The organism is Lichenicoccus sp. (assembly GCF_965277665.1).
Taxonomy (GTDB): domain Bacteria; phylum Pseudomonadota; class Alphaproteobacteria; order Acetobacterales; family Acetobacteraceae; genus Lichenicoccus.
This window is the reverse complement of record NZ_OZ255835.1, coordinates 3562672-3579636: the sequence shown is the minus strand read 5'-3', so window position 1 is coordinate 3579636 and position 16965 is coordinate 3562672. Positions and strand designations below refer to the sequence as shown.

The window sequence follows — 16965 nt, the reverse complement described above, 5'->3', positions numbered from 1 at the left end:
ACCGGTCGAACGTGTTGCAATTAGACAAGTTGCACCTGTGCGATGAGGCTGGCCGGGGGCCTGGAGGTGCGGGATCTGCGGCTGAAATCCGCCCCGGACGCCGCCCCGCAAGCCCCGCGCGACGGCACGCTCTCGCTGACCGTCGGCGCCGGCGAGAGCATGACGGTGCTGGGCCTGCGCGACAGCAGGGCCTCCGATCTGCTCGATACCCTGGCCGGCCAGGCCACGGCCGCCGCCGGGCATGTGCTCGTCGGCGACCTGGATGTCACCGCCTCGGCCGCCGGCTATCGCCGTATCGGCCTCGTCTCCGCCCGCGACCCGCTCTTCGCGCACCTCAGCGTGCGGCGGAACATCGCCTTCCCGCTCGCGGCACGCCGGGTGCCGGAGCCGGCGCGCGGTCACCGCGTCGACCAGCTGCTCGCTCTGCTCGGCCTCGAGGCAGAGGCTGATCTCAAGCCGGGTCGCCTGGCTGCGGCGCAGGCAATCCGGACCGCGATCGCGCGTGCGCTGGCCGCCGATCCGGCGGTGCTCCTGCTGGATGACCCGCTCGCGCTGCTCGATCCGGCCACGCGTCGCGAGATGCACCCGCTGCTGCGCCGGCTCGCCGCCGCACGCGGCCTCGCGCTGCTGATCGCCACCCGCGACCGCGAGGAGGCGCTGGCGATGGGCGGCCGCATCGGTATTCTCGAGCAGGGCCGGCTGCTTCAGGTCGGCACGGCCTCGGAGCTGCTCGATCGGCCGATGGACGAGCAGGTCGCGACCGTGTTCGGGCGCGCCAACAGCCTCACCGGGCACGTCGAGGACATCGAGGACGACATCGCCCGGGTGCGGCTGAGTGCCGGTCCCACGGTGGAGGCGATGGCAGCCGATGGTCTGACTGCAGGCATGCTCTGCGTCGTCTGCGTCCGGCCGGAACGGGTTGCTGTCGCTTTCATGGCGGCCGCGTCGGCCGTGCCGGGGGACGGTGCGCTCGCCACGGACGCGCTGCCGGCCAGCCTGGTCGAGATGGCGCATCTGGGCGACCATCTGCGGCTCCGGTTTAGGCTGGTCGGAGGCGGCGAGTTGCTGGTGCATCGCCCGGCCGCGCAGCCCACCACACAGCTCAAGCGCGACCGGCCGGCCGAGCTCGCATGGCAGGCGGCGCATGCGATCGCATTCCCGGCACCGGACCGGTAGGGCCGCAAAGCCACCGCTGCCGGCCTGTTTCAGCATGTCGGATATTGCTCTAAGGACTAAGCCGCGGCATCCCGCTTGCCTCGCCGAGAGAGAGTTCACGTCCTGAGCGCTGCCGTCGCGACCTCCGAGAGATGATCCCAGCGAACAGCTCGCCATGCCTGCCCGCCCTCGCGCTGGGGCTCCTGCTCGGCCTGCTGGTCGGCGCGGCCGAAGCGCAGACCTCGAAGCCTGCGCACGGCCAGGAGCATGCGGAAAGCGCGGCGGCGCCGCAGAATCAGCCGCCGCCGGGCGCGTCCAGGAGACCAGGCCCGCACGAGCCCTCCGTGCATGCACCGCCGTTGCAGGTCGCAACCCTGGGCGGCGGCCTTCAGGACGCCCAGCAGGCCGCCCTGTTCAAGCCCTTCACCGACCAGACCGGCGCCAGCCTGCACGTCCAGGGGTGGGACGGCAGCCTGTCCACCCTGCAGAAGCGCGCGACCGCCGGCGAGGATGGCTGGGACCTCGTGCTGATGGAGGCTGCGCCGCTGCGCGTGGCCTGCCGGCAGGGCCTGTTCATCCCGGACCCGCAGCAAGCCGGTGCGCAACAGACTGGTGCGCAACAGACTGGCGCACAACAGGCGGGCGCCGGGCCGCCCGCTCCGGACAGTCCCGGCGTCGGATGTGGTGTCGCCGCCTGGCGCGAGAGCATCGTGCTCGCCTGGGACAAGAGCCGGGTCGATCTGGTGCCCACCTGGGCGGATTTCTGGGATGTCGCGCGCCGGCCCGGCAAGCGCGGGCTGAAACGCGATCCGCGCGGCACGCTGGAGATCGCGCTGATGGCCGATGGCGTCGCCCCGGACGATGTCTATCGGACCTTGCAGACCCCGGACGGGATCAACCGCGCCTTTCGCAAGCTGGACCAGCTCAAGCCCTATATCGTCTGGTGGCAGACCCCGGCCGAGGCGGTGCAGATCATCGAGAGCGGCGCGGTGCTGATGACCAGCGCGCCGAGTGGCGAGATCGCCACCGCCGACCGCGTCGGCAACCACCGCTTCGGCACCCAGTGGGCCCAGAGCCTCGGCGACGTGCTGGACTGGGGCATCACCCGCACGGCGACCCCGGTGGCGCGGGCGGCGGCCCGGCAGCTGCTCGCCTTCATCCAGCAGCCGGACCAGAAGCAGGCCTTCTCGGCAGCCTACCTTGCCCAGATAACGCCAGCCACGACGCCAGCCACCGCATCGCCAGGGTCGGCCGACGCGCCGTCCGGCTCCACCCATCGCGACGACACGCTGATGCTCGACGAGGATTTCTGGGCGTCGCGGCTGGAGCCGCTGCGGAGCCGGTTCGAGGCCTGGATCGGCTCGAAGTGAGCCCGGGCGTCACGCCTTGAAGGGCTGGCCGGTCGTCGCCGCCATCGCGCTGATGCTGCCTGGCGCGATCACCGCCTCCCTGCTCCCGGCGTTGCTCGGCCATCCGCCGGGACGCCTCGGGTTGCGGCTCTGGCGTGCGGCGCTGGCGCTGCCGATCCTGGTCACGCCGATCCTGGCCGCGCTCCGGCAGGTGCAGGCCGGCCAGGCGCGCGCCGCCACCGGCCTCGGCGCCGGCCGGTTCGACCGCCTGCGCTGGATCTGGCTCCCGCAGCTCGGTCCGGGACTGGCCGCGAGCCTGCTTCTGGCCCTGCTGCTTGCGGCCGCCGCATTTCTTGCGAGAGGCTAGCCTGCATTCTTCCAGCCGCGCTGCGGTCGCCCTATCCTGCCCGCAGATGCCCGAGCCAAAGCCCTTCTGGAAGAGCAAGCGCCTCGACGAGATGACCACGGCCGAGTGGGAGTCTTTGTGCGACGGCTGCGGCCGCTGCTGCCTGCACAAGCTGCGCGACGAGGACACCGAAGAGGTGATCTTCACCAACGTGGCCTGCCGGCTGCTCGACACGGAAACCTGCATCTGCGTCGACTATGCGCGGCGTCAGCGCAAGGTGCCGGACTGCGTGCGCCTCACGCCGCGGACGCTGCCCGAGATCGACTGGCTGCCGCCCTCCTGTGGCTACCGCCGCCTGCAGGAAGGCCGCGACCTCGCCTGGTGGCACCCGCTCGTGTCCGGCCGGCCGGAGACCGTGCATGAAGCCGGGATCTCCGCACGCGGCCGCATCATTGGCGAGCGCGAGGCCGGACCGCTGGAGCATCATGTGGTGGACTGGCCGGGACGGGCGCCGCGCGCCATCGGCAAGCCCGCCACCCCGTCGACGCCGCCAACCTTGCGAAAGCTGCGCAAACGGGTCACCGGGCCGGGAGCATGACCCGCGTCGCGGCTCGCCGGCTGAAGCGCACCGGGATGCCGCCGCCGCCCGAGATGCTGCTGCTCGCCGGCGGCGAGACGCCGATACGCTGGCAACGGTCGCGGCAGGCGCGACGGGTCTCGCTGCGGATCGATCCGCGCGCCGGAATGGTGGTGGTGACACTGCCGCCGCGCACCAGCCGCGAGGCCGGCCTTGCCCTGCTGCACGCGCACTCGACCTGGATCACCGGCAAGCTCGCGGCATTGCCCGGCCACATCGCCTTCGACGCCGAGGCGGCGGTCTCGCTGAGCGGCGTGCCGCACGTCATCCGCCATCATCCTCAGGCGCGTCGCGGCGTCTGGGTGGAGGCCGGCGAAATCCGGGTCAGCGGCGACCGGGCCTTCCTGCAGCGCCGGGTGCTGGACTTCCTGCGCGGCGAGGCGCGGGACGTGCTCGGCACCCTGGTCCGGCAGATCGCCGAGACGTCGGATACCGGTGGCGGTCCGCTGCGGCCAAGGCGGCTGGCCATCAAGGACACCAGCAGCCGGTGGGGCAGCTGCTCGTCCGATGCGGTCGTGATGTTCAGCTGGCGCCTGGTGATGGCGCCCCCCGAGATCCAGCATTATGTGGTGGCGCACGAGCTGGCGCATCTGCGCCATCTCGACCACAGCCCGCACTTCTGGGCTCTGGTGGCAACGTTGACTCCGTACCGCGCGCGCGCGGAGGCATGGCTGCGCCTGCATGGCGCGGCGCTGCTGCGGATGGGCTGAGGCATGACCCGATCGGTCATGCCCTGCTTGTGATGTATTGGGACTGTCCACCCATGCTGAATGCCCGCCTGGCGGAATGGTAGACGCAGCGGACTTAAAATCCGCAGTCCGAAGGGCGTGCCGGTTCAAGTCCGGCGGCGGGCACCAACGAAAACAATAACCTCGTTCCCTACCTCCGAAATTCGCACGCGAATTTTGGAGATAAGCAGGCCGGGGTGAAACTGAGGTGAGCCGATGACCAGCTACATCGCCCTGATCCGCAAGGACCCGACCAGTGACTACGGCGTCGAGTTCCCCGACCTTCCGGGTTGCGTCACTGCAGGGACCGACCTGGACGATGCACGTCGCATGGCGCGCGATGCCCTCGCGCTGCACATCCAGGGGCTCGTCGATGATGGTGACGAGATCCCCAATCCCTCTGCCCTGGAGACCGTGATGCGGGATCCGATTAACGAGGGCACAGTCGCGGTTCTCATCGAGGCGCCGGTGCGCGTCTCATCGGCAATTCGGGTCAACATCACGCTGCCGAAGGACCTGATTGCGGAGATTGATCGGGTCAGTCCCAATCGCTCGCGCTTTCTGGCGGACGCGGCACGGGCCGCACTTGCAGGCAAGCCACCCATCTCCAGGCTCACCAGGGACAACGTCCTTGGCAGCGACACCTAGGTTGTGCCGCCTGACTATCTGACCCGTGTCTATGCCGGTGTGCTCGGCAAGCTGATCGGCGTGTATCTCGGCCGCCCGTTCGAGGGATGGACCCGGGACCGTATCCTGCGGACGCTGGGCCCCATCGAGTACTATGTGCATGACCGGCTAGGTGTCCCGCTGGTGGTCACCGACGACGACATCGCCGGCACCTTCGTGTTCCTGCGCGCGCTCGAGGATCACGGCTACGACCGCAATCTGGGATCGCGGCAGATCGGCAATAGCTGGCTCAACTATCTGGTGGAGCGGCGCTCGATCCTCTGGTGGGGCGGGTACGGCAACTCCACCGAACATACCGCCTACCTGCGCCTCAAATCCGGCATCGAGGCGCCGCGCAGCGGCTCGATCGCGATGAACGGCCGCACCGTTGCCGAGCAGATCGGCGCGCAGATCTTCATCGATGGCTGGGCCATGGTCAGCCCGGGCAATCCGGCGCAGGCGGCACGGCTTGCCGGCGAGGCGGCGCGCGTCAGCCACGATGGCGAGGCGGTGCATGCGGCCGTCCTGCTGGCCGTTATGGAAGCCCTCGCCTTCGTCGAGCGCGACATCGACCGCCTGCTCGATGCCGGACTTTCGCATCTGCCGCCGGATTGTCTCATCGCCACGGTTGTGCGGGATATTCGCGGCTGGCACGCAGAGCATCCGCGCTGGGAGGACACGTTCCGGCGGATCGAGGCGCGCTACGGCTACCATTGCTTTCCGGGCAACTGCCACGTCGTGCCGAACCACGCGGTCATCATCATGAGCCTGCTGTACGGCGGCGACGATTTCCAGCGCAGCCAGATGGTTGCCAACAGCGCGGGCTGGGACACCGATTGCAATGCCGGCAATGTCGGCTGCCTGAACGGCATCAGGCTCGGGCTGGACGCGATCGATGCCGGTCCGGACTGGCGCGGCCCGGTGGCCGACCGGCTCTACCTGTCCTCCGCCGATGGCGGCGCCGCGATCGCGGACGCTGTCGGCCTGACCTACGCGATCGCGCGCGCCGGCCTGACCCTGTCAGGCGAGCCGGTGCCTCCGGCGCCGAAGCAGGGCGCACGCTACCATTTCAGCCTGCCGGGCAGCGTGCAGGGCTTCGCGCCCGCCTTCGGCTCAACCGCGACCGCCAGGGTGCGGCACAGCCACCTCGGCGAGCGCGCCCTTGCGGTCGAATACCGGCCGCAGATTCCCTTCGAGCTCGCCCGGATCTGCACCCCGACCTTCGTGCCACCCGATATCGCACGCATGCGGACCTACGAGCTGATGGCATCCCCGACACTCAATGCCGGGCAGATCATGCGCGCGCGGGTCTCGCTCCCGGCGGCGGACGCGCCGGGTCTTCAGGCGGCGCTGACGCTGAGCGTCTATGGCGCCGGCGATGCGCTCGAGACCATCACCGGCGCCTTCGAGGCGGTGGGCGCCGGCGGCAGCGTCCTGACCTGGACGGTTCCGGATCTCGGCAGCCGGCCGATCGCCGAGGCCGGCATTGCTCTGCGTGGCGCAGACGCGGCCGTCCTGCTGCTCGAGTGGCTCGACTGGAGCGGCGCCCCCGACCTGCTGCTCACGCGGCCTGCTATCCCCGGCACCTTCTACCGGCGCGCCTGGGTGGACGCGGTGACCAGCTGGGCCGGCGAGCCCTACCCCGAGACGTACCGGCTGTCGCAGGAGCAGGGCAGCGGGCTGCTGATCTATGGCACCCGGGACTGGCGCGACATCCGGGTCAGTTCCCGCCTGGTAGTCAATCTCGGTTCGGGCGGCATCGCCGTCCGCGTGCAGGGCCTGCGCCGGTATTATGCGCTGCTGCTCGAAGCGGGCGAGATGATCCGGCTCGTGCGTGTGCTCGACGACACGCGGGTGGTGCTGGCCGAGGCGTCGCTGCGATGGCGGCTGGACGAGCCGGTCGAACTGGCACTGCAGGCACAGGGCGACGTGCTGCTGGGGACGGCCGACGAGCAGGTGCAACTGCAGGCGCAGGATGCCGCGTTTGCGCAGGGTGCGATCGCGTTCTGCTGTGTCGAGGGCGCAGTTTCGGCTGACGCGATCCGGATATCCGGCTGACCGCGGACATCGCCCGCATCCTCACGATCCGGAGAGATCGCTGATCCGCCGCTGGTCCCGACCGAACGGCGATTGACAGTCCGCGCCTCGCCGCCTCAAGTTAAGCGCTTAACTCCGAGGCACGGTGCATCTTGTCGACGCTTGGCGAAATCGCCCGTCTCGCCGGAGTCTCCACAGCTACCGTGTCCAACGTCGTGCGCGGCAAGGGCTCGGTCGGAGCCGGGACGGCCGAGCGCGTCCGGGCGGTGGCGCGGCAACTCGGCTACCGGCCCAACCTCGTGGCCCGCGCCCTGGCCGAGGGCCGGGCGCCGACGATCGCGCTGTTCTTTACCGACATCCTCAACCCGTACTACCCGCAATTCGCGCACGCGGCCGAGCAGGCGGCACGACGGCGTGGCCATTTCCTGCTCGTCTGCAACGCTGCCGCCCAGGGCGGCGTCCTCGACACGGCCTATATCCGCGCGGTCGCCGGACGCCTGGCAGGGGGGCTCATCCTGCTCGGCAGCGATACCGGCGGCGCCGACCTCCTCGCCATGCTGCCGGATGACGTGCCGACGGTGTTCTCGACCTGGGAAAATGCCAGCGACTACCCGACCACGCCATGCGTCAACGTCGACTTCGTGCGCGCCGGCGAGCTGGCCGCGGAACATCTGCTGTCCCTCGGTCATTGCCGGATCGGACTGCTCGTCGGCGGCCGCAATGGCGTCGTCTATCAGACTGCCCGGCTTGCCGGCGCGAGCAGAGTTTTGCGGGACGCCGGAAGCTGGCCGCATCCCGACCGTCTGGCGGTGTCCGAAGACAGTATCGCCGGCGGGCGCAAGGCCGCCTGCCTCCTGCTACGCGCCGCACCGGAGCTGACGGCAATCCTCGCGACCAACGACCTGCTCGCGATCGGCGCACTGCAGGCGGCGTCGGAACTCGGCGTGCCCGTGCCCACCAACCTGTCGGTGATCGGCATCACCGACATCTGGATGGCCGCGCAGATGCGTCCGGCGCTGACAACCATCGATATCGGGCCGGCGACGCTCGCGTCCGGTGCCGTGGACCTGCTGCTCGACCTGATCCACGACCCGGCCGCCGTTCCGCCGGATCGATTGCGGGTCATGACCACGCCGCGCCTCATCCGGCGCGACAGCACGGCGCCCCCGCGTCCGCAGACCTGATCGGTGCGCTGATCGGCCAAACCAGCAAGACGCGGACGCCGGAACAACCGGCGCGCGGGACACCAAAAACCAGACAGGAGACGAACCATGACAGACGAATCCACAATGCATCCCTGGTCGCGGCGCAGGTTTATCGGCCGGTCGGCCGCGGTGGCTGCGCTGCCGCTCGTGCGACCGCTCGCCGCACGTGCCGCTGCCGACCCGGTAACCCTGACCATGTGGAGCTGGGTGCCGCATCTGCGGACCGAGCTGGACATGTTCGAAGCGGCCAATCCCGGCATCCGCATCACTGTCACCAACGCAGGTCAGGCCGGTCCCGAATATGCGAAACTTCGCACCGCACTGAAGGCGGGAACCGGGGCGCCCGACATCGTGCAGCTCGAGCTCAGCATGGTACGGAGCTTCGCCCAGACAAGCGGGCTGACCGACCTCGCGCCGTACGGGGCCGCCACGATGAGCCGCGACTACGTCCCCTATGCCTGGCAGCAGGCGACCGAGGGCAAGCGCGTTCACGCGCTGCCATGGGACAGTGGGCCGATGGGCCAGATCTATCGGGAGGATATCGCCAGCGCGACCGGCTTCACGCCGCCGAAGACCTGGGCCGAGTTCTCCGACACGGCGCTCCGCGTTGCGAAATCGTCAAAGGACGTGCTGCTGACCAACGCGACGTTCTCGGACGGCGGCTGGATCACCGGGCTCCTGTGGCAGGCCGGCTGGCGGCCATTCACCGTGGATGGCGACCGCATCGCGATCCGGATCAAGGATGACGTATCGGCGCGCTTTGCCGCCTACTGGCAGAAGCTGATCGATGCAAAGGCGGTCGATACGGCCCCCGGCTTCACCACCGACTGGTACCAGTCCTTGGCGCGCGGCCGCTACGCGATCTGGCTGACAGCCGCCTGGGGGCCGTTGTTCCTGTCGCAGTTCGCCGGCGCGAGCTCCGGGAAATGGCGCGTCGCCGGCATTCCCCAATGGGACGCGGCCAAGCCGTCGAACGGCAATTACGGCGGCTCCACGCTGGCGGTGCCTGCCACCAGCCCGCACAAGGCGGCGGCGGCCAAGGCGGTCATGTGGCTGCTCGGGCAGAGGGCGCCGGGCGAGGCGTTCGCGACCACCCAGTTCCTGTTCCCGGTGCTGAACAGCCTCCTGGACGAACCCAGGTTCCTGCGGACACCCTATCCCTTCTACGGCAACCAGCCGATCAACACCGTCTTCGCCGAGGCCTCGCGGCAGGTCGGCACCGACTTCCAGTGGTGCCCGTTCAACGACTACTTCATTGCGCAGCTCGGCAACGAATGCGGGGCGGCCGCGGGTGGCGGCGGGAGCCTGGATGCGGCCTTCGACCGGCTGCAGACCAGGATCACGCGGTTCGCCCGACAGCAGGGTTTCACGGTGACGAGCTGATGGCCGCATGGGCGCGCCAGCCCGGATCGATGGCGGCCCCGTTCCTGCTGCTGGCACCGTTCCTGCTCCTGTTCACGGCGTTCCTGGTGGTTCCCCTCGGCTACGCGCTGTTCCTCAGCCTCTACCGCGACACCCTGGCCGGTGGCACGCGGTTCAGCGGCATCGCGAACTATGCCGACGTCCTCTCGGACGGAGCCTTCTGGCAGGGCGTCTGGCACATGCTCCTGTTCGGCGCGCTCCAGGTGCCGGTGATGCTCGGCCTGGCGCTCGCGATCGCCCTGGTGCTCGACCGCGGCACGGTCTTTCTGCGGCGCAGCTTCCGGCTGGCCTTCTTTGTTCCCTATGCCGTGCCCAGCGTCGTGGCGACCCTGATCTGGGGCTATCTCTACGGACGCAGCTTCGGTCCGTTCGCCCAGGCCGCCCAGCTGGCGGGTCTCACCGCGCCGGATTTCCTGTCGTCGCGCTGGATGCTGTGCTCGCTCGCCAACGTCGTGACCTGGGAATATACCGGCTACAACATGATTATCCTGTACTCGGCGCTGCAGGCGGTTCCGCATGAACTGCCGGAGGCGGCCGCGATGGATGGTGCAACGCCATGGCAGACGGCACTGCTGGTCAAGGTGCCGGCAATCCGCGGCGCGCTGCTGCTGACCGTCATCTTCTCGATCATCGGCACGCTGCAACTCTTCAACGAGCCGCAATTGATGCATGCCGTCGCACCGAGCGTCATCGGCGACCACTATACGCCGAATCTGTATGCCTATGCGCTGGCCTTCACCGATCAGCAATACAACTACTCCGCCGCGGTCTCCTTCGTGCTCGGCGCCCTGATCGCGGTGATCTCCTACATCTTCATGCTGGGCACGCGAGAGAAGGACGCGTCCGCATGACGATGGTCGGCGCCTCGCCGGGTTCCGCCGGCTATCGGCGCTCGCGACTGACCGGGACGGCATTCCTCTCTCTCCTCGCCCTCTACACGATGCTGCCACTCGGCTATCTCCTGATCGCCTCGACCAAGACACAGACCGACCTGTTCGGCACGTTCGGTTTTGCCTTCGGACACCGGTTTGCACTGCTCGGAAACATCCGGGACGTGTTCCGCTTCGACGGCGGCATCTTTGCCCGCTGGCTGGCCAACACGGCGCTCTATTCCGGCGTCGCCGCGATCGGGGCCACGATCCTCTGCAGCGCCGGCGGCTACGCCTTTGCGCGCTACCGCTTTCGCGGACGGTCGCTGCTGTTCGCCATCGTGCTCGGCGCCGTCATGATCCCGCAGACCGCGCTCACGATCCCGATCTTTCTCCTGCTCAGCAAGATCGGACTGGTCGATACGCCGTTCGCGGTCATCCTGCCGTCGCTGGTGTTCCCGCTCGGCGTCTATCTGATGCGGGTCTATGTCGAGCAGGCGGTACCGCAGGACCTGCTCGATGCCGCGCGCCTCGATGGCGCCGGCGAGTTCCGCGTGTTCGCGACCATCGCATTCCCGCTGATGACGCCTGCCGCGGTGACCGTGCTGCTGCTCTCCTTCGTTGCCACCTGGAACAACTACTTCCTGCCGCTCGTCGTGCTCAGCACGCCGAGCCTGTTCCCGGCCACCGTCGGCCTCGCCTCCTGGTACCAGGCGGCGAGCGCTGGCGGCGGGTCGCAGGCGATCTTCCCGCTGGTCATGACGGGCTCGCTGCTTGCGGTGGTTCCCGTCCTGCTCGCCTTTGTCGGATTGCAGCGCTTCTGGCAGGGCGGCCTCGCCGCCGGTGGCGTCAAATGAAGCAAGTCAACGGAACAAAGATGAAAAAGACCGAACGAAGCCTCTCCGCCTGGCGGCCGATGCCGCTCGACACGTTCCTCCTGGGCGTGCCGCACTATCCGGAGCATGTCGATCGCAGTTTTCTCGAGCGCGACGCAGACCGCATCGCGGACGCCGGTTTCAACGTCGTCCGGATGGGCGAATTCGCCTGGAACCTGTTCGAGCCGGCGCTCGGGCAGTTCGATTTCGGCTTGTTTGACGAAGCGATCGCGGTATTCGGCTCGCGTGGCGTGCGGACCCTGATGTGCACACCGACGGCAACCCCGCCGCGATGGCTGACGGCGTCGGAACCCGATCTGCTCCGGGTGACCGCAGCGGGGACCACGCACCGGCACGGGTCACGGCAGCATGCCGACACCACCAACCAGCACTTCCGCGAGCATAGCCGGCGCATCACCGGCGCGATGGCGCAGCACTACCGCGCCAATCCCGACATCATCGGGTGGCAGACCGACAACGAGCTCAACACGTCGTATTCGGAGAGCTTCTCGCCGTCGGCGACCGCCGGCTTCCGCAGCTTCCTGCGCGACCGCTACGCTCGGATCGAGCGTCTCAACCTGGCCTGGGGCGGTCGGTTCTGGGCGCAGGACTACGACGACTTCGAGCAGGTCGAGCTGCCGTACCCGATGACGCCGGTGGCCTCGAATCCGACGCAAGTGCTCGACTACCACCGCTACCTCGCGCATGCGACCGCCATGTTCCAGCGCGACCAGGTCGAGATCCTGCGCTCGGTGAACCCGGACTGGTTCATCACCCACAATATCGGTGTCATCCGTGACATCGACATGCGCGGCGACTTTGCGCGCGACCTCGATTTCCTCGGCTACGACATCTATCCGTTCCTCAAGGACGAGCGGCTGCGCGAGGGCCACGCGTTCCTGCAAGCGCTGCATATCGATCTCGTCCGTGGCGCCGCCGGCAACATGCTGGTGCCGGAGCAGCAGAGCGGGTTCGGCAGCCAGCCGGGCTTCGCGACCGTGGTGCCGGAGCCGGGCGAGATGCGGCGGATGGCCTACTCGTCGATCGCGCGCGGTGCCGACGGAGTGATGTTCTTCCGCTGGCGTCCCGCCCATTTCGGCGCCGAGATCTACTGGATGGGGATCCTCGACCACGACGACCAGTGCAGACGACGCTACGCCGAGGCGAGCCGGTTCGCGCACGAGGTCGGCCGGATGGCCTCGGCGGTCCTCGGCACCAGCGTCAGTCTCGATGTGGGAATCGCCGGCCCCGACTTCGAACAGGAGGAGGCGATCAAGGCCTACTCCCTCGGCCTGCCGACACCGCAGGATGCGGCAATTCCGCTGCATCGCTACTGCTACGAGCGGGGAATTTCGTGCGGCTTCGTGCATCCCGAGGACGCGATCGGGCGGCTGAAGCTCTATTTCGTGCCGCACTGGGTGATGTGGGAACCGCGCTGGACGCCGCTCCTCGCCCGCTTCGTCGAGGACGGTGGCACTCTGGTGGTGGGCGCGCGCACAGGGGCGCACACGCCGGACAACCACATGATCGCGGACACGCCGCCGGGCGAGCTGCGTGCCCTGTGCGGCACCGCAGTGGTCGAGTTCGGGCCGCTGCCGCCGCCGGATGCGCCGGCCCTGCAGTCCGATATCGACACTCCTGCCCATGCCGCGGGCAGGCCGGCGGAGTCGTCGCGCAGGCGGCACGCGATCACCATCGGCCATGAGCAGGTGCCGGCTGGCTGGTGGTACGAGGAGCTTGCTCCGGACGACGGCACCGAGATCCTCGGGCGCTGGAACAGCCGCTTCCTGGCCGGCACGCCGGCGATCACGCGGCGGCGGAACGGACGCGGCACGGTCGTGTATGCCGGAACCCTGCTGACCCCGGAGCTGACCGCCGCGCTGTTCGCGCCGCTGTTCGAGGCAGCCGGCGTCGAGCCGCTGCTCGCCGATCTGCCGCCGGGGGTCGAGGTGACGTGCCGGGAGCGGGACGGCTCGCGACTGCTCTTCATCCTGAACACGCGCGCGGGTCCCGTGGCGCTCGCCTCGGTTCCGGCCGGAACCGATCTCGTCACCGGCCGAGTGCTCGATCGCGGGCGGCTCGTGCTGGAGCCCTATGGCTGCGCGGTGCTCCAGCAAGCGGCCTAAACCACGCGGGCGATGATCCGCTCGGCCTCGGCGAACAGACCGGGCGGCACGTCGCGGCCGGAGGCGGCGATGTTCTCGTCGATCTGGTCCGGCCGCGAGGCGCCGATGATGGCGGCGGCGACGTTCGCCTCGCGCAGCACCCAGGCGATGGCGAACTGCGCCAGCGTCAGGCCAGCCTGCGCTGCCAGCGGCCTGAGCGCCTGCACCGCCTCGAGCACGGGCGGCTCCAGCCACTGCCGGCGGAATGCCGTGTTCATGACGTCGTTGGCGGCGCGGCTGTCGGACGGCACAGCGGCGCCGGGCGCGTATTTGCCGGTCAGCACGCCCTGTCCGAGCGGCGACCAGACGATCTGCGAGATGCCCGACCGGGCGCAGAGCGGGATCACCTGCTCCTCCGGGGTGCGGTGCAGCAGCGAGTATTGCGGCTGGCTGGACACGAATTTCTCCACCCCGGGCAGCGCCAGCGTCGCGCTGATCCGGTCCGCCGGCCATTCCGAGAAGCCGAGCGTGCGCGCCTTTCCCGAGCGCACCACCTCGCTCAGCGCTTCCATCGTCTCCTCGAGCGGCGTATCGCTGTCATAGCGGTGGCACTGGTAGAGGTCGACATGATCGACCTTCAGGCGCGCCAGCGACGCGTCGATCTGCTTGCGCACCTGCGCGCGGGACAGGCCGCGATCGGTGTCGGTCATCGGGAAGTAGAGCTTGGTGGCGAGCACGTAGCTGTCGCGCGGCAGGCCGGCCAGCGCCTCGCCCAGCACCGTCTCGGCGATGCCGCGGCCATAGATGTTCGCGGTATCGATCAGGGTGATGCCGCGGTCGAGCGCGCGGTGGATGCAGGCGATCGCGGTCTGCTTCTCGACGCCTCCCGATGTGGTCAGCCATGACCCGAATGCGATCTCGGACACGGTGATGTCGCTGTCGCCAAGCTTGCGGTATTTCATCTGCGCCTCATCCTGCTTTCTGGTGGCGTATCACCATGCGTCTCGATTGGCGACGCGCACGCGAAAGATCGGTTTCGCGCGCTCCGCCGGCTCCTGCTCGTACTCTTGCTCGACCCGGTCCGGATCGTAGCCGCGCCAGAGCCAGGCGAGTGACTCCGGCAGGTCCATGGCACCCTGCGCCGTCGAATGGGTGCCCTCGCCGAAGCGGAAGTGGAAATCGTAGCCGCGCAGCTTCAGCGCGTTGGCCAGCGCGATGTTGTGCAGCGGCCAGCTCCCCGCGCCGAACAGGTCGGCTCGGCCGTGGCTGTCGGCCTCGAGGTCGTTCATCCCGTCCGACATCCAGATGCGGATATTGCGCCGCTGCTCGCGCCGCACCCGGTCCGCGGTGAGGTTGCCGCCGTCCTGGTGCAGCTGCGGATGCCATTGCAGTGCCGTGTAGCTGCCGATGTTCGAATGCACCCGGCTGAAGGATTGGGGATTGAACCACGCCATGTTGAAGGCGCAGATCGCGCCGGAGGACAAGCCGGCGGCGGCGCGCGAGTAGGCATCCTGCCTGAGCTTGTGCGTGCGCTCCACCTGCGGCAGCACCTCCCCCTGGATGTAGCGCCCGTAGCGATCCGACACGGTGTCGTATTGCAGGCTGCGCATTTCGTTGGCCTGCGTGTCGCCGTCGAAGCGCATGACTTGCTGCTCGCCCCCGGTGCCGGGCGCCACCAGGACATGCACCATCGGCGGGATCAGGCGCTTGGCCACCAGGTTGTCGGTGACCACCTGCAGCCGGTAGTTGACCAGGTCGAGTGCGCCGACATAGCGGGCGCCATCCTGCCAGACCATCACCGGCGCACCGCGCGTGGTATCGAGACCGGGGTTCGCATAGACCCAGGTGTCGGCACTCATGCCGGGATAGATGCGGCTGTGGATGGTGTGCCGCTCGGACAGGGTGCCGCGTGGCACCCCCGGCTGCTCGTAGCTGTCCGGATTGTAGGCGGCGACCCCGCCGGTGCCTACCTCGTGGCCGCCCGCGATCAGCGTGTAGGTGTGCGTGGTGCCGAGCCTCAGGGTTTCGAGCGAGAACCAGTAGGATGTGCCGGCAACCCTGGTCATCGGCACCGGCGGCTGCCAGTCGATCGACAGCGAAGCCGGCTGACCGGCCGCGACCGCGAACAGGAACTCCTGCCCCCAGACCGCCGCCACGTCGCCGCTGGCCGTGGTCGGCACCGTGGTGGTACCCGCGATCGGCGGCTGCGCGGGCCGGTGCACGGACGCGGCACCGCCACGCGCCAGGCCGGGAAGTTGCCGGGCCATCAGGACTCCGAGTTCCGGTGCCTGCGTCCGCGCGGCATCGATCAACGCCTTGATGGCGGCGAGATCGCCCTCTGCGGCGGGCGGATTGGCGGTCGTCTGCCCGAAGGCGTCACCGGCCATGCCGGTATTGGCAGAAGCCGCCACCATCCCCGCGGCGGAGCCACCGATCAGGGTGCGGCGCGAGACCGTCATCAGATGATCTCCAGAGTGTCGCGGTCCGGCAGCGCCGGGAATTTCTGTGTCGGCAGGGTCTGGTACCAGTAGGCGACCGAGGCGATGTCGTCCTGCAGCGGCAGGTAGCGCCGCTGTGCCCGCTCGGTGCGCCATCCCAGCGCCTGCATCGTGACGCGCAGATCGGCCTGGAACCGGACCGGATCCGGGATGTGCCAGCGATACATGCCGAAGCGCTGCTGCGAGTTGTAGGTGCCGTCGGGCCGGATGACCTGTGGCAGTCCGGCATAGGGCGTCGTGAACTCGACATAGGAGCGCTGGAAGTTCTCGTCGACGGTGCCGCTGTCGAAATTGTAGGCGCCGCAGAAATAGTCCTCGGTGCCGGTGCCGCAGATGGTGGGGTATTCGGTATCGCCGTCGAGGAAGAACTTGATCTCGCCCTCGCCCCACCATCCGGCATTGTTCACCCCCCAGGCCATGTAGGTGCCGACATACTGCCCGGCGCCCGACACGCCATCCAGGATCGTATGGTCCTGCTTGTACGGCAGCGGGTTGTTTCGCCTGAACTGCGCATGGAAATAAGCTGCATCCTCGGGAAGCGGCGTGAGCACGTAGTTGATCTGGTAGTAGAGGATGGCGTGCTGCTCCGGTGAGCGGTTCTCCAGCGTCATCCGGGCGCGGCCGCAGAACGGCATCTCCCAGTAGCAGTTGAAGGCGCGACCGGGATTGACGCAGACCGCAAGCGACGACACCTGCGCGTAGCGGTTCCAGCCACATGCGAAGAAATCGCCGAGCGGCACCTCGACCGAGGGCTGCTCCTGCTCATCCCAGAAGATACGCAGGATCAGGTCGCGCCATTGCGCATTCGCCGGCGTCATCCAGATCTGCTGGATCGCGCCCGGGCCCTCGATATCCGCCAGGCATCGCGTCTCGCCCGGCTCGATCCGGATCGACGGCGAGACCTTCCAGCCGATGCCGAGCCCGCGGGCATGGATCGCGCCGGTCCCGTCCTCCGCGCGCCCGCCGCCGCCCTTCTCGCCGGTGAAGTTCTCGGGCGAGATCGAGCGCGTGCGAGCGTTCGACAGGCGGAACAGGTTGCCCATGTTGCAGCCGAGACCGTTGAAGTCGTTCAT

15 protein-coding genes and 1 tRNA gene are annotated in these 16965 nt (G+C 68.7%); 13 read left to right on the top strand and 3 right to left on the bottom strand.

Features of this window, described 5'->3' with window-relative positions:
* Positions 1-42 precede the first annotated feature (42 nt).
* The 13 genes from ACQY4O_RS16715 (at position 43) to ACQY4O_RS16655 (ending at position 13415) form a co-directional block, all read left to right on the top strand.
* Positions 43-1176: an ATP-binding cassette domain-containing protein gene (locus ACQY4O_RS16715; protein WP_428377469.1), complete on the top strand. Its 1134-nt coding sequence runs from the start codon at positions 43-45 to the stop codon at positions 1174-1176.
* A 131-nt stretch (positions 1177-1307) separates the two neighbouring features.
* Positions 1308-2525 (top strand): extracellular solute-binding protein, encoded by a 1218-nt coding sequence (locus tag ACQY4O_RS16710; RefSeq protein ID WP_428377468.1) that lies wholly within the window; start codon positions 1308-1310, stop codon positions 2523-2525.
* 16 nt (positions 2526-2541) lie between these two features.
* On the top strand, positions 2542-2871 hold the full coding sequence (locus tag ACQY4O_RS16705) for a hypothetical protein (RefSeq protein WP_428377467.1): 330 nt from the start codon (positions 2542-2544) through the stop codon (positions 2869-2871).
* Between the two features lie 46 nt (positions 2872-2917).
* On the top strand, positions 2918-3448 hold the full coding sequence (locus ACQY4O_RS16700) for a YcgN family cysteine cluster protein (protein WP_428377466.1): 531 nt from the start codon (positions 2918-2920) through the stop codon (positions 3446-3448).
* The gene (locus tag ACQY4O_RS16695) at positions 3445-4197 is read left to right on the top strand and encodes a M48 family metallopeptidase (protein WP_428377465.1); all 753 of its coding nucleotides are present in this window, start codon (positions 3445-3447) and stop codon (positions 4195-4197) included. The genes ACQY4O_RS16700 and ACQY4O_RS16695 overlap by 4 nt, the downstream gene beginning before the upstream one ends.
* Before the next feature lie 62 nt (positions 4198-4259).
* A tRNA-Leu gene (locus tag ACQY4O_RS16690) sits at positions 4260-4344 on the top strand.
* Between the two features lie 87 nt (positions 4345-4431).
* Positions 4432-4863 (top strand): type II toxin-antitoxin system HicB family antitoxin, encoded by a 432-nt coding sequence (locus tag ACQY4O_RS16685; RefSeq protein WP_428377464.1) that lies wholly within the window; start codon positions 4432-4434, stop codon positions 4861-4863.
* A gap of 3 nt (positions 4864-4866) precedes the next feature.
* On the top strand, positions 4867-6939 hold the full coding sequence (locus tag ACQY4O_RS16680; RefSeq protein ID WP_428377463.1) for an ADP-ribosylglycohydrolase family protein: 2073 nt from the start codon (positions 4867-4869) through the stop codon (positions 6937-6939).
* A 131-nt stretch (positions 6940-7070) separates the two neighbouring features.
* A complete protein-coding gene (locus ACQY4O_RS16675) occupies positions 7071-8102 on the top strand; it encodes a LacI family DNA-binding transcriptional regulator (RefSeq protein WP_428377462.1) in 1032 nt (343 codons plus the stop codon).
* An 87-nt stretch (positions 8103-8189) separates the two neighbouring features.
* Positions 8190-9506: an ABC transporter substrate-binding protein gene (locus ACQY4O_RS16670; RefSeq protein ID WP_428377461.1), complete on the top strand. Its 1317-nt coding sequence runs from the start codon at positions 8190-8192 to the stop codon at positions 9504-9506.
* Positions 9506-10396, top strand: coding sequence for a carbohydrate ABC transporter permease (locus ACQY4O_RS16665; RefSeq protein WP_428377460.1), 891 nt, complete (start codon positions 9506-9508; stop codon positions 10394-10396). Before ACQY4O_RS16670 ends, ACQY4O_RS16665 begins: the two co-directional genes overlap by 1 nt.
* On the top strand, positions 10393-11271 hold the full coding sequence (locus tag ACQY4O_RS16660) for a carbohydrate ABC transporter permease (protein ID WP_428377459.1): 879 nt from the start codon (positions 10393-10395) through the stop codon (positions 11269-11271). The genes ACQY4O_RS16665 and ACQY4O_RS16660 overlap by 4 nt, the downstream gene beginning before the upstream one ends.
* A gap of 20 nt (positions 11272-11291) precedes the next feature.
* On the top strand, positions 11292-13415 hold the full coding sequence (locus ACQY4O_RS16655) for a beta-galactosidase (protein WP_428377458.1): 2124 nt from the start codon (positions 11292-11294) through the stop codon (positions 13413-13415).
* Here the strand turns inward: ACQY4O_RS16655 and ACQY4O_RS16650 are convergent.
* From ACQY4O_RS16650 to ACQY4O_RS16640, 3 genes are read right to left on the bottom strand one after another with little or no spacing between them, the layout of a single operon-like run.
* The gene (locus ACQY4O_RS16650) at positions 13412-14356 is read right to left on the bottom strand and encodes an aldo/keto reductase family protein (RefSeq protein WP_428377457.1); all 945 of its coding nucleotides are present in this window, start codon (positions 14354-14356) and stop codon (positions 13412-13414) included. The two genes, ACQY4O_RS16655 and ACQY4O_RS16650, sit on opposite strands and share 4 nt — an antisense overlap.
* A gap of 30 nt (positions 14357-14386) precedes the next feature.
* Positions 14387-15853: an alpha/beta hydrolase gene (locus ACQY4O_RS16645; RefSeq protein ID WP_428377456.1), complete on the bottom strand. Its 1467-nt coding sequence runs from the start codon at positions 15851-15853 to the stop codon at positions 14387-14389.
* Positions 15853-16965: a glycoside hydrolase family 172 protein gene (locus ACQY4O_RS16640; protein ID WP_428377455.1), complete on the bottom strand. Its 1113-nt coding sequence runs from the start codon at positions 16963-16965 to the stop codon at positions 15853-15855. The genes ACQY4O_RS16645 and ACQY4O_RS16640 overlap by 1 nt, the downstream gene beginning before the upstream one ends.